Origin of the sequence: Streptomyces sp. NPDC126499, assembly GCF_040302485.1 — a bacterium.
Classification (GTDB): domain Bacteria; phylum Actinomycetota; class Actinomycetes; order Streptomycetales; family Streptomycetaceae; genus Streptomyces.
The window spans coordinates 99,002-121,157 of the sequence record NZ_JBEOUO010000009.1 but is presented as its reverse complement, the minus strand read 5'-3'; the positions used below and the strand labels follow the sequence as shown (position 1 = coordinate 121,157).

32 protein-coding genes are annotated in these 22,156 nt (G+C 68.5%); 27 read left to right on the top strand and 5 right to left on the bottom strand.

Annotated elements, in window-relative coordinates:
- Positions 1-465 precede the first annotated feature (465 nt).
- Positions 466-594, bottom strand: a complete 129-nt coding sequence (locus tag ABTZ91_RS15755; RefSeq protein WP_352077707.1) for a hypothetical protein — start codon at positions 592-594, stop codon at positions 466-468.
- Between the two features lie 245 nt (positions 595-839).
- Here ABTZ91_RS15755 and ABTZ91_RS15750 point away from each other — a divergent pair, with 245 nt between their 5' ends.
- Positions 840-1,151, top strand: coding sequence for a hypothetical protein (locus tag ABTZ91_RS15750; RefSeq protein ID WP_352077706.1), 312 nt, complete (start codon positions 840-842; stop codon positions 1,149-1,151).
- Complete coding sequence (locus ABTZ91_RS15745) at positions 1,148-1,405, top strand: hypothetical protein (RefSeq protein ID WP_352077705.1); 258 nt, start codon at positions 1,148-1,150, stop codon at positions 1,403-1,405. The genes ABTZ91_RS15750 and ABTZ91_RS15745 overlap by 4 nt, the downstream gene beginning before the upstream one ends.
- A gap of 59 nt (positions 1,406-1,464) precedes the next feature.
- On the opposite strand, the gene ABTZ91_RS15740 is transcribed toward ABTZ91_RS15745, so the two are convergent.
- The 4 genes from ABTZ91_RS15740 to ABTZ91_RS15725 form a co-directional block, all read right to left on the bottom strand.
- Complete coding sequence (locus tag ABTZ91_RS15740) at positions 1,465-1,746, bottom strand: hypothetical protein (protein ID WP_352077704.1); 282 nt, start codon at positions 1,744-1,746, stop codon at positions 1,465-1,467.
- 228 nt (positions 1,747-1,974) lie between these two features.
- On the bottom strand, positions 1,975-2,382 hold the full coding sequence (locus ABTZ91_RS15735; protein WP_352077703.1) for an NUDIX domain-containing protein: 408 nt from the start codon (positions 2,380-2,382) through the stop codon (positions 1,975-1,977).
- Positions 2,379-3,005, bottom strand: a complete 627-nt coding sequence (locus ABTZ91_RS15730; RefSeq protein ID WP_352077702.1) for an NUDIX hydrolase — start codon at positions 3,003-3,005, stop codon at positions 2,379-2,381. The genes ABTZ91_RS15735 and ABTZ91_RS15730 overlap by 4 nt, the downstream gene beginning before the upstream one ends.
- A 121-nt stretch (positions 3,006-3,126) precedes the next feature.
- Entirely contained in the window at positions 3,127-3,369 is a 243-nt protein-coding gene (locus ABTZ91_RS15725; RefSeq protein ID WP_352077701.1) for a hypothetical protein, read from the bottom strand.
- Between the two features lie 233 nt (positions 3,370-3,602).
- Here ABTZ91_RS15725 and ABTZ91_RS15720 point away from each other — a divergent pair, with 233 nt between their 5' ends.
- The 25 genes from ABTZ91_RS15720 to ABTZ91_RS15600 all read left to right on the top strand — a co-directional run bounded on the left by ABTZ91_RS15720 (position 3,603) and on the right by ABTZ91_RS15600 (position 22,126).
- A complete protein-coding gene (locus tag ABTZ91_RS15720; protein WP_352077700.1) occupies positions 3,603-3,932 on the top strand; it encodes a hypothetical protein in 330 nt (109 codons plus the stop codon).
- Entirely contained in the window at positions 3,929-4,156 is a 228-nt protein-coding gene (locus ABTZ91_RS15715) for a hypothetical protein (RefSeq protein ID WP_352077699.1), read from the top strand. The genes ABTZ91_RS15720 and ABTZ91_RS15715 overlap by 4 nt, the downstream gene beginning before the upstream one ends.
- 95 nt (positions 4,157-4,251) lie before the next feature.
- Positions 4,252-4,494, top strand: coding sequence for a hypothetical protein (locus tag ABTZ91_RS15710; RefSeq protein WP_352077698.1), 243 nt, complete (start codon positions 4,252-4,254; stop codon positions 4,492-4,494).
- A 21-nt stretch (positions 4,495-4,515) separates the two neighbouring features.
- Positions 4,516-4,743, top strand: coding sequence for a hypothetical protein (locus ABTZ91_RS15705; RefSeq protein WP_352077697.1), 228 nt, complete (start codon positions 4,516-4,518; stop codon positions 4,741-4,743).
- A gap of 3 nt (positions 4,744-4,746) precedes the next feature.
- Positions 4,747-5,034 (top strand): hypothetical protein, encoded by a 288-nt coding sequence (locus ABTZ91_RS15700; RefSeq protein ID WP_352077696.1) that lies wholly within the window; start codon positions 4,747-4,749, stop codon positions 5,032-5,034.
- A gap of 10 nt (positions 5,035-5,044) precedes the next feature.
- Complete coding sequence (locus tag ABTZ91_RS15695; RefSeq protein WP_352077695.1) at positions 5,045-5,212, top strand: hypothetical protein; 168 nt, start codon at positions 5,045-5,047, stop codon at positions 5,210-5,212.
- Between the two features lie 197 nt (positions 5,213-5,409).
- A complete protein-coding gene (locus ABTZ91_RS15690) occupies positions 5,410-5,709 on the top strand; it encodes a hypothetical protein (RefSeq protein ID WP_352077694.1) in 300 nt (99 codons plus the stop codon).
- Positions 5,700-5,930: a hypothetical protein gene (locus ABTZ91_RS15685; protein ID WP_352077693.1), complete on the top strand. Its 231-nt coding sequence runs from the start codon at positions 5,700-5,702 to the stop codon at positions 5,928-5,930. The genes ABTZ91_RS15690 and ABTZ91_RS15685 overlap by 10 nt, the downstream gene beginning before the upstream one ends.
- Positions 5,931-5,944: 14 nt before the next feature.
- Positions 5,945-7,321, top strand: a complete 1,377-nt coding sequence (locus ABTZ91_RS15680; RefSeq protein WP_352077692.1) for a hypothetical protein — start codon at positions 5,945-5,947, stop codon at positions 7,319-7,321.
- A gap of 11 nt (positions 7,322-7,332) precedes the next feature.
- A complete protein-coding gene (locus tag ABTZ91_RS15675; RefSeq protein ID WP_352077691.1) occupies positions 7,333-9,393 on the top strand; it encodes a hypothetical protein in 2,061 nt (686 codons plus the stop codon).
- A 184-nt stretch (positions 9,394-9,577) separates the two neighbouring features.
- Positions 9,578-9,892 (top strand): hypothetical protein, encoded by a 315-nt coding sequence (locus tag ABTZ91_RS15670; RefSeq protein WP_352077690.1) that lies wholly within the window; start codon positions 9,578-9,580, stop codon positions 9,890-9,892.
- Positions 9,893-9,989: 97 nt separating this feature from the next.
- On the top strand, positions 9,990-10,166 hold the full coding sequence (locus ABTZ91_RS15665) for a hypothetical protein (RefSeq protein ID WP_352077689.1): 177 nt from the start codon (positions 9,990-9,992) through the stop codon (positions 10,164-10,166).
- A 96-nt stretch (positions 10,167-10,262) separates the two neighbouring features.
- Positions 10,263-10,832 (top strand): hypothetical protein, encoded by a 570-nt coding sequence (locus tag ABTZ91_RS15660; RefSeq protein WP_352077688.1) that lies wholly within the window; start codon positions 10,263-10,265, stop codon positions 10,830-10,832.
- Positions 10,829-11,230: an RNase adapter RapZ gene (locus ABTZ91_RS15655; protein ID WP_352077687.1), complete on the top strand. Its 402-nt coding sequence runs from the start codon at positions 10,829-10,831 to the stop codon at positions 11,228-11,230. Before ABTZ91_RS15660 ends, ABTZ91_RS15655 begins: the two co-directional genes overlap by 4 nt.
- A 32-nt stretch (positions 11,231-11,262) precedes the next feature.
- On the top strand, positions 11,263-11,454 hold the full coding sequence (locus ABTZ91_RS15650) for a hypothetical protein (protein ID WP_352077686.1): 192 nt from the start codon (positions 11,263-11,265) through the stop codon (positions 11,452-11,454).
- Between the two features lie 257 nt (positions 11,455-11,711).
- Positions 11,712-12,293 (top strand): hypothetical protein, encoded by a 582-nt coding sequence (locus tag ABTZ91_RS15645; protein ID WP_352077685.1) that lies wholly within the window; start codon positions 11,712-11,714, stop codon positions 12,291-12,293.
- A 112-nt stretch (positions 12,294-12,405) separates the two neighbouring features.
- Positions 12,406-12,633, top strand: coding sequence for a hypothetical protein (locus tag ABTZ91_RS15640; RefSeq protein ID WP_352077684.1), 228 nt, complete (start codon positions 12,406-12,408; stop codon positions 12,631-12,633).
- Positions 12,634-12,668: 35 nt separating this feature from the next.
- Positions 12,669-13,769 (top strand): hypothetical protein, encoded by a 1,101-nt coding sequence (locus tag ABTZ91_RS15635; protein ID WP_352077683.1) that lies wholly within the window; start codon positions 12,669-12,671, stop codon positions 13,767-13,769.
- Positions 13,770-13,784: 15 nt separating this feature from the next.
- Positions 13,785-16,175 carry a hypothetical protein gene (locus ABTZ91_RS15630; RefSeq protein ID WP_352077682.1) on the top strand — a complete coding sequence of 797 codons (2,391 nt, stop codon included), beginning with the start codon at positions 13,785-13,787 and terminating at the stop codon, positions 16,173-16,175.
- Between the two features lie 588 nt (positions 16,176-16,763).
- A complete protein-coding gene (locus ABTZ91_RS15625; RefSeq protein WP_352077681.1) occupies positions 16,764-17,081 on the top strand; it encodes a hypothetical protein in 318 nt (105 codons plus the stop codon).
- Between the two features lie 314 nt (positions 17,082-17,395).
- Positions 17,396-17,896, top strand: coding sequence for a hypothetical protein (locus tag ABTZ91_RS15620; RefSeq protein WP_352077680.1), 501 nt, complete (start codon positions 17,396-17,398; stop codon positions 17,894-17,896).
- Positions 17,896-18,102: a hypothetical protein gene (locus ABTZ91_RS15615; protein ID WP_352077679.1), complete on the top strand. Its 207-nt coding sequence runs from the start codon at positions 17,896-17,898 to the stop codon at positions 18,100-18,102. Before ABTZ91_RS15620 ends, ABTZ91_RS15615 begins: the two co-directional genes overlap by 1 nt.
- Positions 18,083-19,654, top strand: a complete 1,572-nt coding sequence (locus tag ABTZ91_RS15610; RefSeq protein WP_352077678.1) for a hypothetical protein — start codon at positions 18,083-18,085, stop codon at positions 19,652-19,654. The genes ABTZ91_RS15615 and ABTZ91_RS15610 overlap by 20 nt, the downstream gene beginning before the upstream one ends.
- 15 nt (positions 19,655-19,669) lie before the next feature.
- Complete coding sequence (locus ABTZ91_RS15605; RefSeq protein ID WP_352077677.1) at positions 19,670-21,058, top strand: phage portal protein; 1,389 nt, start codon at positions 19,670-19,672, stop codon at positions 21,056-21,058.
- Between the two features lie 3 nt (positions 21,059-21,061).
- Entirely contained in the window at positions 21,062-22,126 is a 1,065-nt protein-coding gene (locus ABTZ91_RS15600) for a hypothetical protein (RefSeq protein WP_352077676.1), read from the top strand.
- The last annotated feature ends 30 nt before the right edge of the window (positions 22,127-22,156 follow it).

The window sequence follows — 22,156 nt, the reverse complement described above, 5'->3', positions numbered from 1 at the left end:
AGTGGATCATCACTCCACCCACCGTGGCGACACAACGAGTGCCAACTGGCAGGTTCTCCAACACATGGAGGCCTGCCGACTGGCCAGAGAGCACCACACGCCGCAAATGCTCCGCGCCGTACAAGAGCGTCCCGGGCAGGTCCCAGGTCCCCGTCAGGCAGACCACCGGGTCGGGAACGAAATGCGCCCCAGCCTCAACTCCCACGCGCAGCTCCGCCGCATTCGCCTCCGCCTCAGCCGAATCGACCGGCGTCTGGCAGAGCGGACACAACACCAGAACCAGACGGCCACCCTCCCACTTGCCGTTCCAGTCCTCCGCAGCCGCGGAACTCAAGTCGCGCGGAGCCAACCGCCCACAGCGCCCACACTTCAACCGGCCTCGGATACGCGCCTTACGCCCCATGCCGGGTCAACGGCCAGCGCTTGTCCAGGGCACGGGCTCGGCGACGCCGACTTTCAGCAGCACTACTCCGCAGGCAGCCGCCGGGCCAGGTCTGCCGCCAGCTGGCCGGCGGCCTGGCCCCGCGGGGTGAGGTCCAACGACTCCAGCAGCTGCAGGAACCCGACCGCCTGCCGCGCCTCCGCAGCAGTCAACAACGGCAGACGAGGCTCGACGGGGTAGTCGCCAGTGATCGGCTCAGCAGTCTCCACGACCAGACAACCGACGAACAGCAGGTCAGGACACGCCTCAGGCCACGGCATCACACGCCGTACACGGCCACAGACCACACAAGGCACCTACGAAAATCCGGAGGTGATGGCGTCCAACCTGGGACAGCTGCCGCTAACCTCGAACCCACTGCACTGGTTATGGGATTCGTGATTTCAAAGGTCGAGGTATGAGCAGCCACACGTGGACCATCGACAGCATCACTCACGCCTTGCCGTACCCCGAGCTCCGCGCCACCTTCCAGCAGCAAGTCTCCTTCACAGAAGTGAGCAAACTGCCAGACATCCTCGCGCGCTGGGTCCGCTTCATCACCGACATCGAAGCAGGTCACGCCGAGCTCGAGAGGGTCCGCGACCACGTTCGGGAACACGGACGGCTACCAGACGGCTACGATCAGGACACCCGAGAGAGCGTCTCCCGGTACGAAGAAATCAAGGCCCGGATCGAAGCCCAACGCCGTCAAGGACACAACGCAGCGTGAACTGGCAGTTCAGCCGCAGCCCACACACGATGAAAATGATCGAAGGGCTGCCCTTCGAAGGGCAAGTCGCCCTGTTCGAGTACATCGACCAACTCGAACACGACCCCATCGCCGCCACCCACCCGTGGGGCGAAGAAGACGAACTCACCCGCGAAGGCATCTTCGGAGACGGCCTCGGCCTCATCAGCCTCCTCGTCAACCGAGACACAGGCCGCATCACCCCAGTACAGATCAACTGGGCCGGCACCCACTGACACGACAAAGCCCTCCACCCAAACGGGTGGAGGGCTCGCTGGCGCTACGGGTCAGGCCGTCAGAACTTGCTCGCGCAGGCGAGGCAGACCCGCGAGTCGTGCAACCGTTCGAGCGGGGCCTCTGCCTCCGCTGCCTGCCGGTACACGACAGCACCCCAAACGACCCCAGCCACGATCACAGCCAACCCCAACCCGACCGCACCCGATGCCGCAGTCGCAATGCCCAGCACCACCACAGCAACCGACACCCAGTAGCTCGCCTCGCCGCCCGCGGGCGGCGCGTACTCGCCCTTCAACGGCGACTCCGCCGGAAGCGACTTCCAGTAATGCGGAAGATCCACAACGTTCGACGAACCACATCCACCCTGCGGACAAACGACCACACCAACCCCCTGAACACTGGCAGTGAACCACCGAACGCTGCCCGCTGCGCCGGGCGCCTACAACAGCACGGCCGGGCAATGTGTCCAGGGACACAACTCAGGTTGCACATAGAGCACTTACAGATTGATGGGGTAACACGAACGGCCCGCCACTCGATTGGTGGCGGGCCGTCTCTGCGTCTGCGGTCAGGCGCCGAGCGTCTCGTCGAGGTAGTCCTGCACCGGCCCGAACAGTCCCCACGGCACGTAGGCCGGGATCTCCGCCAACCGGATCCAGGCGACCTCGGCCAGCTCCTCGTCGTCGGCGACCCGGGCCTCGCCGCCTACGACCTCGCAGGCGACATAGGACATGTGCCGGCCGGTCTGCGGGTGCACGCGCTCACCGAGAGAGCGGACGGCCTTGACCTCCAGGTCGACCTCCTCCGCGGTCTCCCGCACTGCGGCCTGTTCCGGCGTCTCGCCAGCCTCGATGCCGCCGCCCGGGAACGCCCACAGCAGCTTCCCCTCGCGCTCCCGGCGCCGGATCATCAAGACGGCGTCGCCGCGAGTGATGATCGCCGTGGAGATGCCCTGCTCAGTCGTGGTCTCGGTCATGCCAGCGCCTCCAGGATCGGCGGATAGATCTGCTGCTCAGGGATGAAGCGGGTCAGGTCGCGGCGGGGAATCCAGGCGACCTCGATGTTCTCCTCGACGTCCAAGTTCTCGGCGTCGCCCATCAGGTAGTCGGCGGCGAAGTACTCGACCAGGACCCCTGTCTTGGGGTGGACTCGCTCGCCGAGTCGCTGGCGGACCGCGCACCGGACGCCGGTCTCCGCCCGGGTCTCCTCAACCGCCACGACGGCGCCGGGCCGCCCAGGCTTCACAGTGCCGGCCGGGAACTGCCACGACAGGGCGTCGTCACCACGGCGGCAGACGAGCAGCACGTCCTCGTCACGGGTCACCACTGCCACCGCCACGCGGAAGGCCTGAGCTTGAGCAGCCTCAGGGGCTGGCCGGCATAAGGCAGCGAAGCGGCGGATCACCGAAGCAGGGGCCCTTTCGTAGGCAGTGTCGAGGAGCTGCTGGCTGTCGTTCTTCGGGACCATGTCGGGCTGGCTGTGCCAGCTGGCGACGGTGCGGACCCCGACGTCGAGGTGCTGAGCGAACTGCTCGTTGGTCATTCGGAGGGCCTGCTGCAAAGCACACGCCGTGCGGCCGGTCCACTCGATGACTTCCACTGTCCGCCCCTCGCTTGATCGGATCCGGGATCTTGCACTGTCGCTGCGCTCACACTGCACCGGGCGCTCATGGCTACCTCTGGCTGCATCGGCTTGACTACCAGGCGTGCATCTACAGCGACTATCTAGAGGCTCGCGAGAGCTGTTCTGCTCGCGAGCCTGTGACGCCGAGGAGTGCGCCCACCTGATTCCAGGAGCGCCCCTCATGCAGCTCGACGACCGCCTCCGCCTTGGCCCTCTTGATGTCGGCGGCAAGGAGCTTGCCGAGCTCGTCGAGCTTCCGAAAGCGGTCGGCAGGGCCATCGGCGAGGGCGGCCAGATCGCTGATCAGCGCCGCGCGCTGGTGCTCGAGGAGTTCGGTCATGGGGAGAGCGTAGGCAACATTTCGACTCGCTACAAGCTTCTGCTTGACGGGGATCCGAGACCGGCCTACTGTCTTCACCAGCGGGCTCCAAGCAAACGCTTGAAGTCAGTCGTCGTTCACTCTCACCGGACCCAGTCCGCGGACGGCAGCCACAACTTAAAGCGGGCCGAACACTGCGACTCTCACCTCGCGTGCCGGCCCTGACCGATCAGGTACCTGCTAGGGAGACCCTGATGGCTAACGCCAAGCTTAGCGGCGCGCACCTGCGCGCCGAAGCAGCACCTGCCCTGCCCCTCACCCCAGCCCGTCTCTTCTCGGCTCCGCTGTCGGAGCTTCTGGCGGAGACGAACGCGGAGATCATCGACGCGCCGACCGAGTACGAGCACTTCGAGGGCGTGGCCCTGAGGCAGAGCGCCGGCCCGATCCAGGTCGTGCTGCCGAAGAAGCAGAGCGCCCGCGAGCGGGACACGATGGCCCGCTACCTCGTCGGTCGCCTGCTCGGCACCCCGATGCTGCCGCTGCCGGCATCCCTGGAGGCTCGTTCCTTCGGTGGTGCCCTGTGAGCGCCCCCACGGTCGAGGCCGCCGTCCCGCAGCGTCGCCTGATCGCCGCTGGCAAGAAAGTCGGCGCCGGCCGCATCGCCTGGTCGTATCCGATGTCGCAGGCCGACATCGACGCCCACGCCGCCGCTTCCTTCGTCAGCCCGTCCGCGATGACGGACGAGGAGCGCGAGGAGCTGTCGAAGAAGCTCGCCGAGCAGAACAAGCGCTCCGGCAGCAAGCGCTAGCTCCCCCCTTTGCCGCCGGGGTCGGCGGTCCTACCCCCTGCCTGCGGCCCCGGCACCCCATTCCCTTTCCGTACCTCGACACGAGGAGATCCGTCATGCCCGGAACTGCTTCGCCCGCCTGGCCGGAAGGTGTTATCGGCCGCTACGTCACCGTCGGCGGTGCAACGGTCGACATCACCTCGGGCGCCACCCCGCACTGGCACTGCACCGCCTGTCCCGGCACCAGCCGAGGCGCATACACCGGCCCCTTCGGCAACCCGTTCACGCTCGCCGAGATCCACGAGCAAGCCCAGGCGCACGCGGAGAAGTGTCGCTCCCTGGCCCGTCCCACCGCCTGACCCACCGCGAGGAGATCCGTCATGCCCAGCAACGACTTCCTGCAGGCTGCCCGTGAGGCCGGCCTGTCCACCGCCGACTTCGACGCCGCCCTGCGTGACCCGCGGGGCGCCTCCAAGACGGTCCTGGAGCGTGCGGTCGCCGAGGCGAACAAGGCGATCGCGCTCCTCTCGTCCGACCCGCGGCTGGCCGGACAGATCGCCACCCTCGCCGCCGCCCGCGACGCGCTCGTCGCCGGCATGGAGGGCTGACCGATGGCCGCCACCCCGCAGTCGATCCTCGCCACCTACGCCGCCCCGATCGCTGCCGTCGTCCGGCAGGCGCCGGCCACCGAACTCGTCGCGTTCGCCGAGCAGGTGATGGCGGCCAGCGAGGAGCTTCTCGACGCCCGCATCGAAGGGTCTGGGCTGCTCGACATCGCCGCCGGCCACCTCTTCGACGCTGAGACCACCCCGCAGTCGCTCGCCACCGCCGACCACTACCTCGCGAAGGCCGCCGACCAGGTCGGCGCCTACCTCACCGCCCGCAACTACGCCGCCTAGGAGACCCGCCATGCAGTTCGAGAACCGTCTGATCGAGCAGTACCTGACCGCCCTTCGTGCCGGCGACCTGCTGGACATGGCCCGGATCGAGGCGAAGGCCGCCGACTACGACGCCCACAACCCGGAGGGCCGTCTCCTCGACCAGCTCGCTGGCCTCACCCAGCCCGCCGCCGCGTGAGCCGCCTGCGGGCCGCCAAGGACACGGCCGCCGTCGTCATCCACAACGCAGGTTGGGCCCTTGGCAGGCAGGTGGGCGTCCGGATCGCCGCGACCGTGTCCGACCTAGTCCTCGGCGGCCACATCGAAGAGTGCGACGAGGGCTGCGATTGGTGCCGCCCTGACAAGAAGACCACCGACTAACCGGAAGGAGCCCCCATGGGCTACCGCATCTCCCACGACGGCACCGAGTCGACCCTGTCGGCCACCCAGATCATGGAGCTGGGCGTGGAGGTGAAGCGAGCAGCCAGCTTCACCACCTGGGTGACCCTCCGGCCGCTGTTCTCTCCCCGCCGCGACGGCTACGAGGAGATCCCTCCTGCGCGAGCCGTCAAGTACGGCAAGGCGCTCCTCAAGGTCGCCGGAAGCCTTCCCCGCGGCTGGGACCGGATCGCCCGCCGGATCGGAGAGTCCGCCGTCCGCGCCTCCGATGCCAACGAGCTCTGGGTGTGGTCGTGATCGTCGACTGGCGGCAGGCCCGCCGACCCGCCATCGCCTTCGCCGTCTTCGGGTGCCTGGCCTTCATCTTCGGCGCGCAGGTGTCGCTCCTGTGGCGGCTCGCCCTCGTCATCTTTGCCGCCCTCGCGGTCGTCGCGTCCAGCGTCGAGCCGGGTCCGCCGACCATCCGCCTCGTCAAGCCCACCACCATCCCGACGCAGCAGCGCACCACCGGAACCTGAAGGGATTGATCACCGTGAGCAGCAGCTACCGCTCCTGGGAGGAGCGCGAGGCCGACGCCGCGAAGACCCGCGCCGAGGCGGCGTTCCTCGAAGCGCAGGCTCAGGCTGCCGCGCAGAGCCTGACCGCCGGGGCAGCGAAGACGAAGACCGACGAACTGGCCGAGAAGGTCAAGCAGGCCCGCCTCGCCAAGCAGCTCCATGCCGTTCAGGAAGACGCGGACGACGAGAAGAGGCGCCGCAAGAACGAGCGCCGAGAGGCCGCCCTCGACAAGGGCGAGACGTTCAAGCGCCTGGTCACCGTCATCTTCGTTCTCGGTCTGGTTACCTCGCTGCCGTCTCTGACCATGTACTTCCTCGGGCTGCGGGCGCCGGGCGGCGCCGACGAGCCCTCTCTGTACCTTCTGTCGCTGCCGTTCTTCCTGGAGCTGCTCGCCTTCACCTCGGTGAAGGGCACCCAGTGGGCGGTGCGGAAGGGCTTCGCCCGCTGGCCGTTCTGGATCATGACGGGGCTGCTGGCCGGATTCGCCGGCTACATCAACGGCAGCAAGGGCGCCGAGCTGTTCGGCCCGATCGCCGGCCTGGCGCTCGCAGCGACATCGATCGTCGGGCCCGCCCTGGTCGAGGTCCGCGAGTTCATCGACGCCCGCACCGCCGGAGACAACCGTGACGCCGCCCAGCGTGCAGCCGACAAGGCCAAGGCCCGCGAGGAGCAGGCCCAGGCGAAGAAGCTGGAGAAGCAGGACCGCGACCGGCGGGCCATGTTCCCGAAGGAGTACGAGGCCTACCGGCGAATCCTGGCCTCGGCGCCCGCGGACTCCATGGACCGCGATGCGGCGTGGAAGGAAGCTGCGGCAGCTGTCCGCTTCCCCGACGTGTACGACCGGATGCAGGCCCTCATGTCCCTGCCCGGGGCGCCCCGCCGGGCCGAGGCGTTCGCCGCCGCGTGGCGGGACCTGTACGGCGGGCCGCTCGGTGTCACCGCGAACGTTCTCGACCGACGGCTGAAGGCCGAGGCCGAACTCGCGGGAGTGATGGCTGCGGCCGAGATGACCCCCGAGCGGGTCGCGGTGGAGCACCTCCTCGCCGACCTGTTCCCGACTCAGACCGGGGGCGAGGACGGCCCCGCTGGAGCCGTTTCCAACAAGGGGCCTCAGGGGCCCTCCAAGACGCCCGGAGCCCTTGGGGGTAAAGGGAAGCGCCCCGATCGGGGATCGGCCGGAGACGAGGCGCTGAAGCCCCTCGGCGCGGCCCACCTGGAAACGGTCAGGAAGCTCGCCGACGCCCTCGGCGGAGCCGACCGACTCAGCGCCCGCAAGGTCCGGGAAGCCGTCGGCTGCCGCACCGACTACGCCATCCGTCTCCGCGACGCCATCCAGTCCGAGCAGAGCTGAGGTACGCCGCCATGACCACCGCCCCGCACTCCGAGCCGGCCGCTGAGCGGCCCGCGCTGACCCTCGTCAAGGACAACGCCGAGCAGCCCGTCGAGGGCACGGTCGTCGAGCACCAGGGCGACGTCGTTGCCGCCCGGCCGGCGTGGCTGACCGCCGTGTGGGACCACGCCCGGCAGCACCGCCTGTACGTCCCGCAGATCGGCCGCGGCTACTGGCATCTGACCCGCCGCTGGGTCGACGGCTACCGCGACGGCTGGCCGCAGCAGATCGCCACCGCCAAGGCCGACCTGAAGGCCGCCAAGGGCGACTCCGCCGCCGAGGCCAAGGCGAGGGCCATGCTGCAGCAGCACCGCGCCGAGTACCGCCGGCACCGCCTCTTCCACGGCCTGAAGACCAGCGGCTGGGCAGCCACCGCCAGCGCCGGAACCCTCGTCGGTGCCGCCACCGGCGGACTCCTCGTCGACCTCGGCCTCGCCCTCACCGCCCTCGGCATCGGCGCCTGGAACGGCCGGCCCGCCGCCCAGATCGCCCTCGCTGCCGGCGCTGCTGACATCGACGAGCTCACGGCAGGCGTCGCCGCCGACCCCGAGCAGGACGAGGCAGAGCTCCGAGCGGCGCTCACCGCAGCCGGATTCACCAACGCCATCCACATCATCGAGGCCACGCCTATCCGGGCGGACGGCAGCCGAGAGATCACCTTCGACCTCGGCGGCGCCACCACCGTCCCCGAACTGCGCAAGAAGATCGAGTCGATCGCCGCCGCTCTCAAGCGCGACGTCACCATGGTCGACATCACCAAGGGCGACCACCTCGGCCAGGCGCGCATGTGGCTTGCCAACAGCGACCCCTTCGAGACCGCCCGCCGCTCACCCCTCCTCACGCAGACAACGCCGCTCGACTCGTGGCGCGACGGCATCCCCGTCGCCTACGGCAAGCGCGGTAACGCCATCCGGCTGCTCCTTACGAACCAGAGCACGGTCATCGGCGGCCGCAGCCGCTCCGGAAAGGGTGTCGGAGCCTCCAACTTGATCGTGGGCGCCGCCATGGACCCGATGGTCAACCTGCGGATTGTCGCAGGGAAGCACAACGGTGAGTGGGACCCCTACGCCCGCGCCGGCATCGCATCCACCTACTTCAAGCCCAGCCCGGAGCGCCTCCTGGCACTGCTGAAGGCCCTGCTGTCAGACAAGGACCGCCGTGAGCGCGACCTGGGCAAGCGCGCCAAGTCGAAGCTGATTCACAGCCTCATCGGCGAGATCGGCGGCGTCGAAGTGCTCGTCATCGACGAGCTCGCCACCTACACGCGGCCCGGCAAGCCGCTGCGTGACGAGATCCTCGCTGCGATCGAGGAACTGTCACAGGTGGCCCTCGGCGCCGGCATCCTCCTTGTGCTCATCACCCAGTACCCGGAGGTCGATGTCCTGCCGCAGGCCATCAGCATGAACTGCGGCACCAAGTGGGCCATGCTCGTTGAGAACGCCAGCCAGTCCAACGCCATCCTCGGATCCGGCCAGGCCGGCGCCGGACGGGATGCGTCGAAGTTCGACCCCCCGCGCCCCGGTCTCGGCTGGCTCGTCGACCCGTTCGCCGGTGTCACCGACCTCGCCCGCTCCTTCGACCTGGACGAGGACGAGCGTGGCGAGATCACAGAGCTGCTGCAGCGGGCAGCCGGCTTCCGGCAGGCCGCGGGCCGTCTCGCAGGCCAGTGGGACGACCCGATCGAGAAGTACCTGCTCGACGTGACCGGGTTGTCCTCGGCGTCCGGCGGTCCGAAGCGCGCTGGTGTCCCCGGTCGGGCAGTTCACGAGATGACGGAAACCCAGCGTGACCAGGTCGGAGCCCTGCAGGGTGCCCTCATGGCTATGGATCACTTCGGGCGGGACGAGGCGCAGCTCGACGAGATGGCCCGCTTCATCGCGAACGGGGTCACCGCCGACGAACTCGGCGAGCTCCTCCGCAAGGCCGGCGCCGGCGGAACCGTCAAGATCACCGTGCCGCACAAGACGGGGCGGGTGAACGGCTACCGCCGAGCAGACCTGAAGGACGCCCTGGCTTTCCTGAAGGGCGCCTGACCACCCGGACAACGCCCCCTTTACCCCGGTATATCCCCTGGTCAGGGGCCGGACAGGCCCCGGACGCGACCCGGGGCACGTCCACCCAGCGTCCGGCCCCCGTCCAGGGTGCATACCGGTACAAACCATGCCCCCGTCCGGGGTGCAAACCGACAGAAACCACCCCTCGAAGGAGAACCCGATCATGGCCCTCAAGCCCGTCTACAAGGACACCCGCGGCGACAAGAAGAGCCTCCTGCGCGACATCCGCCCCGGCGACCGCCTCTACGTCATCCACGACATCGCCGACCGCTACGTCCTCGGCAAGGGACCCCACGGCTACGACGACCCCCACGCCTACAGCGAGTACGAAGTCACCCGCGACAAGGCCCCGATCTTCGGCCACCCCATGGTCCGCTGCACCACCACCGGCGGCCTGCAGAGCATCACCCAGCTCCACACCCGCGAACGCCGCCTCTACACCCAGCCCCCCGCCGGCATCCGCCACATCACCGACTGAACCGGGCCTGACCGCTGCCCGATCCGCCCGACACGCACGGGCGGTGAGGGGAGCCGGGACAGGCCCGACCCCAACCATCTCACCAAGGAGAACACGCATGGGCTTCATCAAGAAGACCGCCGAAAGCATCGCCGCCGATCTCGCTTCTGGCGACACCGCTCGAGTCGAGAAGGCCGCCAAGAACTACGTGCACGCCCTGCTGGAAGGGCCCGGGACCGTATCCCAGAACGCCGGCGCGCTCGCGGAAGCCGTCAAGAAGAACAAGAAGAAGTGACCCCAAACATCTGAGCGCACGTAGCCCATGAGGCGCCCCTGACCGCCTGGACAGCACCAGGGGCGCCCCTACCTCCCGCAAACAGGAGAACACCACATGACCACGACCACCCTGCCCCGCGCCACCCCCACCCTCGACGTCGACGCCCGGCGGCTCATCGAGCAGATCGAGACCTACCTCGCCGGCCAGGCCCCCCGAACCGCGCACCCGCTCGTCACCAAGACCACCAACCAGCTCATCGCCGAAGCCCTCGCCGGCCAGACCACGACGCCCGCGGCACCCACCCTCACCACCCCCGGGCGGATGTGGCGGATCCTGCCCGACTGGGCACTCGCGCTCGTCCGCCAGCTCCACGCCGGCCAGACCCGTCACATCACCGTCGAACAGCACCTCCACCTCACCACCCTCGTCATCGAGCAGTACGGATGGAAACGCGGCGCCCTCCGCACCACCAGCGGCCGGCGCTGCATCCTCGGCGCCCAAGCAGTCCTCTACCGCCTCGGCTACGGCGACCACCACACCGCCCAGGCCGCCGGCCGCGCCATGCAGAACATCCTCGCCCGCCGCGGCATCACCGACCCCTACCACCGCTGGAACGACCAGCACGGCCGCACCCAGACCGAAGTCCTCCACCTCATCCGCGAAGCCGCCAAGGAAGCCCGATGACCGTCCACATCCGCATCACGTCCTACGGCACCGGCCACAACGACCCTCCAGCCGCAGCCAACCCGGTCGTCGTCGACACCACCAGCCTCCGCAACCCGCCCGACGACCCCGCCGTCCGCCGCCAACTCACCCAGCTCACCGGCCTCGACCCCACCGTCGCCACCTACGTCATGAACACACCCGGCGCCGAACACCTCGTCGACCACGCCCGCCGCACCATCGAACAGCGCATCAAGAACGGCCAGCAGCACATCGACGTCCACGTCCACTGCTACGGCGGCCGCCACAGGTCAGTCGCCATCGCCGAACAACTCGGCCAGCAACTCCGCGGCCACGGACGCGTACACGTCCAGCACCGGCACATCAACCAGCCCATCCTGCCCAGCCGCCCCCGATAAACCCACCCACCTGCCACCGAAAGGCACCCACCATGGCCTGGTACACCAGCGCATCCGACGCCGACCTCGTCCAGTCAATCGAACTCGCCCGCGACACCGCCCGCCTCGCCCGCAAGAACGGCGACAAGAAGCGTGAGGAAGCCTTCACCGACGACCTCAACGGAATGCTCGACGAAGCCCGACGCCGCGGCTGGAAGCAGGGCAGCCCCTGGCCCGGCCGCTAGCCCTACCGCCGGCCCTCGCCATCGGCGGGGGCCTTCGCGGTCGCCCTAGCCATCCACCGCCCAGTGCCCCGGGACTCCATCGGCAACAACTGCGGAGTCAACCCGAACACCCGACACAAGCGCGCCAGCTCCACCCGACACTCATCCTCAGAATCCGCCTGCACCGAGAACACCGTCGCCATGGGCGGCAGTCTGCCGGAGCGGCCCACGGCGGCGCAGGCCAATCGCAGTGTCAGCACCCTTTGGGAGAATCCAGCATGGGTAGAATCGTCGTTCAGCCACCCCCCTGGTCAAAGCAGAACAAGGGGGACCGCATCCCTCACTCGGACAAGGTCGACCCCGAAGACCCCGCACGCTCGCACATCCTGCTGACGATCCACTACATGGAGCAGGCTGGCGTTGAGATAGACGACCGCGCCATCGAAATCGCCACCAAGCTCGGGCGCTGGCGGAGTGAGCGCGCACTCGAAGAAGCGGACGTGGCCCCTGGGGACGTCCCCCGATGGAAGAGGTCGGGGAAAGAGATCGACATCGACCGCCCGTCTTGGGTCTACTACGTTCGCTGCGGCCACCTGGTGAAGATCGGGACCACCGTGGACCTCGCGACGCGCTTCATGGCGATCCGGCCGAACGAGGTCCTCGCACTGGAACCCGGCAGCCTGATTCTGGAAGGCGAACGGCACCGAGAGTTCTCCCACCTCAGGGCGAGCGGCGAGTACTTCCACCCTGGGGCGGATCTGCAGAAGCACATCGAGACCCTGCGCAGAGACTACGGCCCGCCTCAGTGGGACGGCTCCATCGTCCCCGACGGACAGAACTGGTTCTCCGATAAGGCTTGACAAGATCGGACGGGGATACCGTAATCTCAGAATTCGATGGTGGAACACCCATCCCACGTGCCACCGAAACCCCCGCCAAGCGTGGGGGTTTCTGCGTTTCAGGGGAGGCGACGTGCCCACCTTCGAGAACCCTGATATCAGCGACATCTACCTCGACGACGTTGGCACTGTCTTCGAGGCGGCCCGGGTGGCCGAGGTGAAGCCGGGCACCATTCGGGTCTGGGAAAGCCGCGGAAAGATCGAGCGCATCCCCCTTGCTGGAGGCGAGGCGCTCTACCACCTGCCAACCATCAAGGCCGCCGCGAAGGTGCCCGCCGGCCGTCCCGCTCGAGCCGCCTGACCTCATCGCCGCCCCCGACCCGTGAAGGAGGGGGCGTGTCGCGTCTCCGTGCTCTGCTGGTGTCGTTAGCCCTCGCTGCGTCTCTCCTGACTGGCGCCGCGCCGTCCGCCGCGGATGAGCCGTCGCCGCAGTCGTTCACGATCCAGGAGCTGGATCTGCATGACTCGACGATGAAGCGCTTCGGCGACACGTACTACCTGTACGGCTCGATGTACGACTGCGGCTACGAGTGGTACGTGAGCGGCACGCCCTGGTGCGGATTCGGCGTTTCGACGGCGCCGACGCCGCAGGGCCCGTGGTCTGAGCCGCGGCTCCTGTTCGATCCGAACTCGTGGGACCCGTGGTCGAAACGCTCGTGGCAGGTCACCTGTGGCGGCACCGGCCAGGGCTGTTTCAACCCGCGGATGATTCAGCGGACTGGCTGGGGTCCGAGCGACGGTGTCCACGTGTTGTGGTTCAACGCGCCGCGGCACTACAGCGACACCGGCGCGAACGCCTACAACGTGATGGGCTGTGCGGGCCCGGCCGGTCCGTGCGGTCCGGGCGTGACGCCCTACGGGTCCTACAACAAGCCGTCGCTCAGTGTCTGTGCGGGCAACGGCGACTTCGGTTTCATCGAGCGCGCGGGTCAGCGGCCGGCGCTTGTGTGCACGATGCCGAGCGCCGGCCAGCTGAACATCGAGGAGCTCAACTACTCCGGCTCGGGCGGCACCGGCCAGGGCGTTCGTAAGGTTGCGAACATGGGCGGTCCGATCGAGGGGCCGGGTGGCTGGTGGGATGCGGCGACGCAGCAGTACGTGATGACGTATTCGGATCAGGGCTGTGGCTACTGCGCTGGTACGCCGATCGGCTACGCGACTTCGCCAGCCCTGTATTCGGGCTGGTCGGCGCCGGGGAATGTGGGCTGGGGCGCGCCGGCCTACGGGCGCCGCATCTTCAACGGCAACTCGTGCGGCGGACAGCCCAGGACCGTAACCGTCCTCGACGGGCAGCCGTGGCAGATCATCGACCTGTGGCTCGGCACCCGCAACGAAACCGCCGCCGACACCCACCTCGTGCCGCTCCACTACACGCCCCGGCCCGGCACACCCGGTGACGGGCAGATCTGGCGGCCCCCGCTCACACTCGACTGCTGACCGAGGGGAGGCGCCATGCCCTTCCCTCCCGGCACCCCGGTGAAGACGCTGACGGGTACGATTCCGTCTGCTGTGGCCGGCACCGCCTACCGCGGCAAGGTCAGCCTCACCCCGTCCGCCTACCTCGTCGACTCGACCCGGAACGCCGTGTACGCGGGCGGCGGCAAGGTCGACCTCGATGCGAACGGGCAGTTCAGCATCGACGTGCTGCCTTGCGACGCTGCTGGTGTCCAGCCCTCCGGGTGGCGCTGGCTTGTCGACATTCAGCCGACCGGCGGGAAGCGCATCCAGTTCTGGGCGAATCTCACCGGCACCGGCACGATCGACCTTGCTGACGTCGCTCCTGTGCCCGCCCCGAACGGTGGGGCAGGCAGTGGAGGCGGCGCCGTCTCGTCCGTGAACGGTGAGACCGGTGTAGTCGTCCTCGACGCCGAGGATGTCGACGCCGAGCCCGAAGGCGCTGTCGCCGCGCACGCGGCGGCGAGCGACCCGCACGGTGACCGGGCCGCCGCAACCACGGCTCTTAACGCGCACGCCGACGACACCACCGCGGTCCACGGCATCGCCGACACGGCAGTGCTGGAGACCCAGACTGGTGCCCAGTCGAAGGCTGATGCGGCGCAGAGTGCGGCCACGACAGCTGCGGCCACCGACGCCACCAACAAGGTGTCCGCGCATGCCGGCGCGAGCGACCCGCACGGTGACAGGGATTGGGCCAGCGGACAGTTCCTCGCCAAGACCTCGAACCTCGCCGATCTGGCGAGCGCCTCGACGGCCCGCACAAACCTGGGCCTCGGTACCTACGCGACCTCCAACAAGCCCGGCGAGGTCTTCGACGTCACGGCCTACGGTGCAGCCGGCAACGGGCGCGTGGTCGCCGACGGAGCCATGACCAGCGGGTCCGCCACTCTGACCTGCACCACCTCGGCGCCCTTCACCTCGGGCGACGTCGGCAAGTCGATCCTGGTGAAAGGCGCTGCCGCGACCGGTGTCACGTCACTGATCACCACGATCACCGGCTACACCTCAGCCAGCACCGTCATTCTCGGCGCCACCGCGGCGACGACCGTAACCGGCGCCTCCGTCATCTTCGGCACGAACGACCAGGCCGCCATCCAGTCCGCTGTCGACGCTGCCGAGGCTTACCTGGCGGCCGGCAACACCTACGCCCAGGTGTACTTCCCGCCTCGGCCGTACATCGTCGCCGGCGCCCTCAACAACACGAAGTCCGGCAACGGACAGATCGTGTTCGGGCCGGTCGCCGTGACCGGGGTGAAGAAGATCCTGGAGTTCCGTGGGGCTTCCGATGGCGCTGCGGCGGTCCGGCACTGGCAGCAGACGGTGCCACAGTTCGCCGGCTCATGCCTGATCAGCTTCGGCGTGTACGCCTCGGCCGCGGCGCAGATCAACAACATCAACGCCGACGGCAACCCCGGCGTGATCTGCGGACCTCAGGAAGGCTGGGGCTATGGCGTCTCAGCCACCTTCTCCAACACGATGGCCATCATCCGCAACCTGGCCATCCTCACCACGCACAGCGCCCACGGCTTCACCTACGGAGCGTTCAACCTGTACGGCTGCGCCAACGCCCACATCGAGAACGTAGGCATCGGCACCGCTGGCACGGTAGCTTCCCCCAGCACGGACTACACCAGCCCCAATATCTTCGGCACTGGCCTGTCGGTCGGCTGCCTGCTGCCGGCGCCAGGGAACAACGACAACGTCGTTGTCAACAACCTCGGAATCGGAGGCGGCTACACCTACGCCTGCTTCCTCACCGAGCACGCCATCGTCACCCGCTACATGGCCCTGTACTGCTGGGCCGGCCTCGTCCCCGTCGGCACCTACGCGGGCAGTGTCGGATCCGTGCACGCCATGAAGGTGCTGTCAGCCAGCATCGAGGCCTGCACTAACCAGGTGTACATCATGGGTGTTGGGTCGGGCGGCGTCGGGCCCACCGTCGACATCGACCAGCTGTCTACTGAGACGAGCACGCCCACGTTCTCGGGCAACAGCTCGGCAGCCATGGCTGCTGCGAAGGGCATCATCCGGCTCTTCGGGCTCTTCACTGAATCAGGCGTCTCGGTGTCGAACCCAACTGGCATCAAGCTGATCAACGGGAAGCTCGCCTACCCGGTCCGCTCGGTCAACGCGGACGCCACGGTTCGGGTCATCGACGAGGTGCTGCTCGTCGACGCGAGCGGCGGCAACCGCACCATCACCCTGATCAGCGCCGTCGCCACACCCAACACCTACACGGTGAAGAAGACCGACAGCTCAGCCAACACCGTCACCATCGCGGCAGCTGGCGGCCAGACCATCGACGGCGCCACGACCAAGGTCCTCTCCACGCAGTGGGAGAAGGCCACGGTCGTCCCGTCCGGAGGCAACTGGTACGTCGTCTAGCTGTTGCGCCACGGTCGATCCTCGCCCTCTCGTCGACCTGCCCCCTGCTGGGCTGCCACATGTGTCACGACCGTGCCGATGACCACGGCCAGAGACACTGCAGTGGCGACAGGCCAGTCCGCCTTCACGCTCCACACCAGCAGGACGAAGGCGGCGACGAACAGGCCGGCCAGGACTTCTCCACGCATGAGACCCCCAGATTCGAGGGGCACACCGTAGCGACAGGAGGTGGCTCGTGCCCAGACGTGCAGGCTGGCGCGTGTGCTCCACCCCCGGCTGTCCGGAGTTCAGCCAGGGCGGACGCTGCGACGGATGCAGGGCAGAGGCCGAGCAGCGGCGAGGAACAGCCCGGCAGAGGGGCTACGGCAGGGGCCACGAGACCCGGTTCCGTCCGGCCGTGTTGGCTCGCGACAGGATCTGCGTGGTGTGCCGCAAGGCGCCCAGTGTCCATGCCGACCACCATCCCCTCAGCCGGCGCGAGCTCGTAGCCAGCGGCCAGGACCCCGATGATCCCAAGCACGGGCGCGGGCTGTGCGGTCCATGCCACTCCCGCGAGACAGCCCAGCACCAGCCCGGAGGGTTCAACCAGTGACCAGCAAGAGCAGCGCCAGCAAGACCGCAGCGAGCAAGCCGACCACGGTCACCTTCAGCCCGTACCTGATGCGACGGAACCGTGAGGCGCTGGCCGACTGGCTGCATGCCAACGGCATCGACCCGAACACCGTCTCAGCCGACCACGCCATTCGTCTCGTAGGCGACACCATCTGGTACCACGCCTTCGATCTCGACCCCGCAGGCCGGCGGGTCGCGGACTGGGAAGCAGGCGAGATGGTCACGGTCGAGCGGACCGCTCATTGCACCAAGGCGGCGCCCAGGCTGACCCCGAGCGACGACGAGACCGACTGATCGTCACGCAGCGTGCCCGGCGGGGTGGGGAGGGGCTCCCTCCGGCGATCTTGCCCGGACCGCCGGGGAGGGCCGTCGATCCCTGTACGGGTCTGGGAAGTCCAAGATCACGCGTCTAGTGACGCAACGTGAACCGCGCGCCTGCCGCAACGGCTGGTGCTGACGTGCCGCAACGGCACGAAAGGGTGATCACGATGGCAGGTATGGGACCGCCTCCCAAGCCGGCCGGGGAGCGACGCAGGCGCAACGCCACTGTCGCCATGACTCGGCTGCCGGCAGGGGGCAGGAAGGGCGAGCCGCCGCGGTGGCCGCTCATGGATGACGTCGTCACCACGGCCAAGCGAGACATGGCGAGGCGACAGGCCGACGAGCTGGAACTGGCCCTGTTGGAGCCGGACCTGACCGGCAGAGCGAAGGCGGCTGCGGAGAGGAAGCTGGCCGCGGCCGAGACTGGGGCGAACATCCTCGACAAGCAGATCGAGGCCCAGCAGAAGCTTGAGGCCGAGCTGTGGCGTGACCTGTGGGCCACGCCGCAGGCAGTCGCCTGGGAGCGCCTGGGCTGGACTCGTGAGGTCGCTCAGTACGTCCGGTGGAAGGTCCAGGCGGAACTCGGGGACCTGGATGCCTCGAAGGAGGCGCGGCAGCTCGGCGACCGGCTCGGGCTGACGCCGCTCGCCATGTTGCGGCTGCGCTGGGAGATAGCGCCGGACGAGGTGGCGGAGCAGCGCCAGGAGCGCAGTGCTCGGTCGGCGCCTAAGACTGCCCGGCAGAGGCTGAAGATCGTGGATCCGGGTAGCGCTGCGGGGGGTGCTTGATGGCGCAGATCGTCGTGATCGAGCCGGGGGACATTCTGGTGATCGGTTGCCAGGGGTTCGACCCTGAGGGCATCGCGCCTGCGATGGACAGGCTCAAGGAGTTGCTCGACCTGCCGTTGGTTGTGGTCATGGACGGCCCGGTCGACCTCGGGGTGCTTCGCAAGGCTGTCGTCGAGGGTGGTCTCGATGCCGTGGCGGGGTCCTGAGCATCCCGGCGAGTTCCCGACCCTGGGCTGGCAGGTGGGCGAGTGGATTGAGGCCCATTGCGTCATCCCCGACGGGGATCAGATCGGCGAGCCGTACCTGCTTACCGATGAGATGTGGACGTTCCTGGCCTGGCACTACCGGCTGCGGGAGACGGCGACCGAGGAGGGGTGGCGGTCTGCCTGGGCGTACCGCCGCAGCCAGCTTGTCCGCCCGCAGAAGTGGGGCAAGGGGCCGCTGACGTGCGCCATGGTGTGCGCCGAGGCGGTCGGGCCGGTTCGGTTCGCCGGCTGGGACTCCTACGGGGAGCCTGTCGGCAGGGCGTGGGAGACGCCGTGGATCCAGATCGCGGCGACGTCCGAGGACCAGACGGACAACGTCTACCGAGCCCTCGTGCCGATGATCGACGAAGGTCCCCTCGCTGATCTGGTGCACGACACGGGCGAGACGCGGATCAACACGCCGGGCGGGGGACGCATCGAACCGGTGACGTCTTCCGGCCGGGCTCGCCTTGGTCAGCGGATCACGTTCGCCGTGCAGGACGAGACGCATAGCTGGCTGGAGGCGAACGGCGGTTGGAAGCTCGCCGAGACCCAGCGCCGGAACCTGTCCGGAACGGGTGGCCGGGCCGTGGAGACAACGAACGCGTGGGACCCAAGCGAGCAGTCGGTTGCCCAGCGGACCGCGGAGGCGTCCGTCAAGGACGTGTACCGCGATCACCGGATTCCGGCACCGGCTTCCCTGGCGAACAAGCGGGAGCGGCACAAGGCGCTGCGGATCGCCTACGGAGACTCCTCCGTGCTCGCCGGCGGCTGGGTTGACCTGGACCGCATCGACGGCGAGCTGATCGAGATCGCGGAGAAGGATCCGGCACAGGCAGAGCGGTTCTACCTGAACCGGGTCGTGGCCGGCACGGGCGCGTACATCGACGGCGACCGCTGGGACCTGCTGCGCGAGGAGCGCGAGGTCGAGGACGGCGCCGTGGTGACGCTCGGCTTCGACGGCAGTGACATCGACGACTGGACCGGAATCCGCCTGGAGACGCTGGACGGCTACCAGTTCACGCCTGCCTACGGTCCGGACAAGCTGCCCACCGTGTGGAACCCGAAGGACTGGGGCGGTCAGGTGCCGCGCCTGGAGGTCATGGCGGCGTTCGATGAGATCTTCGACCGCTTCACGGTAGTGCGCGCCTACCTTGATCCGCCGTACTGGGAGTCCGAGGTGGACACGCTCGCCGAGAAGCACGGGGAGAAAGTCGTCACCCGCTGGTACACGAACCGGATCGCGCAGATGCACGGTGCGGCTGAGCGGCTGGCTACGGACGTAACGAAGAAGGACTCGACCTTCCGCCACGATGGCTGCCAGTGGGCCGGCCAGCACATCAGGAACATGCGCAAGGGCGCCCGGCTGGCGGGCCGGTACGTCCTGAAGAAGGCGTCCGAGGCCCAGAAGATCGACCTCGGCATGTGCTCGATCCTCGCCCATGAAGCGGCTGGCGACGCGATCGCAGCCGGCCAGGCAAAGCCGAAGAGGCGCCGCGCCCGCGGCTTCTGATCGAGAGGGGGCGGGATGCCTCAGCCTGCTGTCCAGTCCCCTGAGTGGTGGCGTGACCGCCTGTACAACGCCCTGTGCAAGCGGACCGAGGAGACGAACGTCTTCGACGACTACTACGAATGTGAGCACCCGCTTCCCCATCTTCACGAGCGGGCCCGCGCCCCGTTCCGCCGACTGCTGAAGATGTCGCGCGCGAACTACTGCGAGCTCGTGGTGGACGCCTTCGTGGGCCGCCTGGAAGTGGCCGGCTTCCAGTCGGACGTGGACGGCGGATCAGACGAAGAGGCCTGGGCGCTGTGGCAGGACAACAACCTCGACGGCGGCAGCCAGTTGGCATTTCTGGAGGCCGCGATCCGCGGCAACGCCTACATGCTGGTGTCACCGCCGGACGGACGCCGCGGCTTCCGGATCACCCCGGAGCACCCGACGCAGGTCATCACCGAGGGGATGCCTGGCAACGCAGGGGAGATGGCGGCGGCCCTGAAGCTGTGGATGGACGACTGGACGAGGCGCCTGTGCTGCACCGTCTACCTGCCTGACCGGATCTACAAGTTCGACGCACCGGAGCTGAAGGTAGGGGAGGCGCCGCGCTGGGTGAGGCGCGAGGTGCGTGGCGAGGAGTGGGGCGGGAAGAACGTCCTGGGCGAGGTGCCTTTCGGGGAGCTCGCGAACCGGCCTCGGATGCTGAAGCCGGGCGCATCCGAACTTCGCTCGGTGACCGGCATTCAGGACCGGATCAACAAGACGATCACGGACCGGATGATGACCCAGGAGGCGGCAGCCTTTCCGCAGAAGTGGGCGACCGGCATGGAGATCCCGGTTGACGAGAACGGCCAGGAGATCGAGCCGTTCGACGTCGCCGTGAACAAGATCCTCATCGCGGAGGAGGCCGGAGCGAAGTTTGGCCAGTTCGCCGCCGCCGACCTGAGCGGCTACCTGAAGGCGAAGGAGGCCGACGTCACCGACATCGCAGCGATCACTTCGACCCCGCCGCACTACCTGCTGGGCTCGATGGTCAACCTGTCCGCCGAAGCCCTGAAAGCCGCCGAAGCGGGGCTCATCCACAAGATCTACCAGCGGCGCCGCTTCCTCGAGGAGGGTCTGGAGCGGACGATGCGCCTGGCTGGCATCGCCTCGTCCCAGGCCCGAATCGTGTGGAAGTCCCCGGAGTGGCGGACCGAAGGCGAGCTCGTCGACGCGCTGGTGAAGATGGGCACCCTTGGCGTGCCGCGCGAGGTGCTGTGGGAGCGGTGGGGTGCGACGCCGCAGGAGATCGAGCGCTGGCGCCGGCTCAACGAGGAGGCCCTCGACCGCGCCATGGACGGCGACTTCGCTGCCGGCTACGGGGCGAAGCCCGAGGCTGGGATCCCCGAGGACGGCGTTCCTGCGGCCGTCGGGGAGTGAGCCGTGGCGGAGCAAGCCGAGGCGATCGCCCGCAGGTACTACGCGGCCCAGCAGCGAGTGGTCCGCTCGACCAACAACCGCGTCCAGGCGCTGTGGCGTCAGCTGAACTGGCAGGATCTCTCGTCATCGTGGGCCGCACTGGTGGGCCCGCAGGTGATCGAGGCGGTAACGGCAGGCCAGCTGAGGGCCGCCGAGCAAACTGACCCGTACCTCGATGCGATGGTCGCCGCTGGGGGCGCTGATCCGGCGATCGGCGGCCGGATCCGACCTCAGGCCTTCGCCGGCTACGCCTCCGACGGGCGCGCTCTCGACTCGCTGCTGTACATCCCCGTGGTCACCACAAAGGAGGCCATCGCTGTTGGGGCGGATCAGGTAGACGCGATGATGCGGGGCCTGAATCAGCTGTTGCGGATGTCGGCGACACAGGTGGCTGACGCCGGCCGCACGGCGACGGGTGCGGGGATTGCGGGGCGCCGGACGATCCAGGGCTACATCCGGGTCGCGACGGCACCATGCTGTGCCCGCTGCGCGATCCTGTCGGGCAAGGAGTTCGGCTGGAACGCCGGCTTTCAGCGGCATCCGCGGTGCGACTGCATCCACATGCCGGCCACACTGATCGCCCGCAGCAGTCTTCGCCGCGGCCAGCTTGAGCGGCAGGAGATGTTCCCGACAACGGGCCGCGGCGGGCCTCGCGGCTTTGTCGATGCCAACCGGTACTTCCAGTCGCTCTCGCGTGCCGAGCAGGACCGCATCTTCACGATCGCCGGCGCACGCGCGATCCGGGACGGCGCGGACATCTCATCTGTGGTGAACGCCCGCCGCGGCATGTACACAGCCGCGGCCTACGGTCGAACGCTGCAGGCGACGCGTGAGGGCACCACCCGCCGCGGCGCCTTTCACCGTGCGGAGCGGGCGAGAGCCATCGCGCGCGGGCAGGTGGCGCCATCCGGACGGGGCTTTCAGCTCCGCACTCCCAGGCTGTTGCCCGAGGAGATCTACAGACTCGCCGGGTCCCGCGATGAGGCCATCGCCATGCTCCGGCGCTTCGGCTACCTCACGGGGCCGTAACCATCCACCGGCCGGGCGCAACGCCCAGGC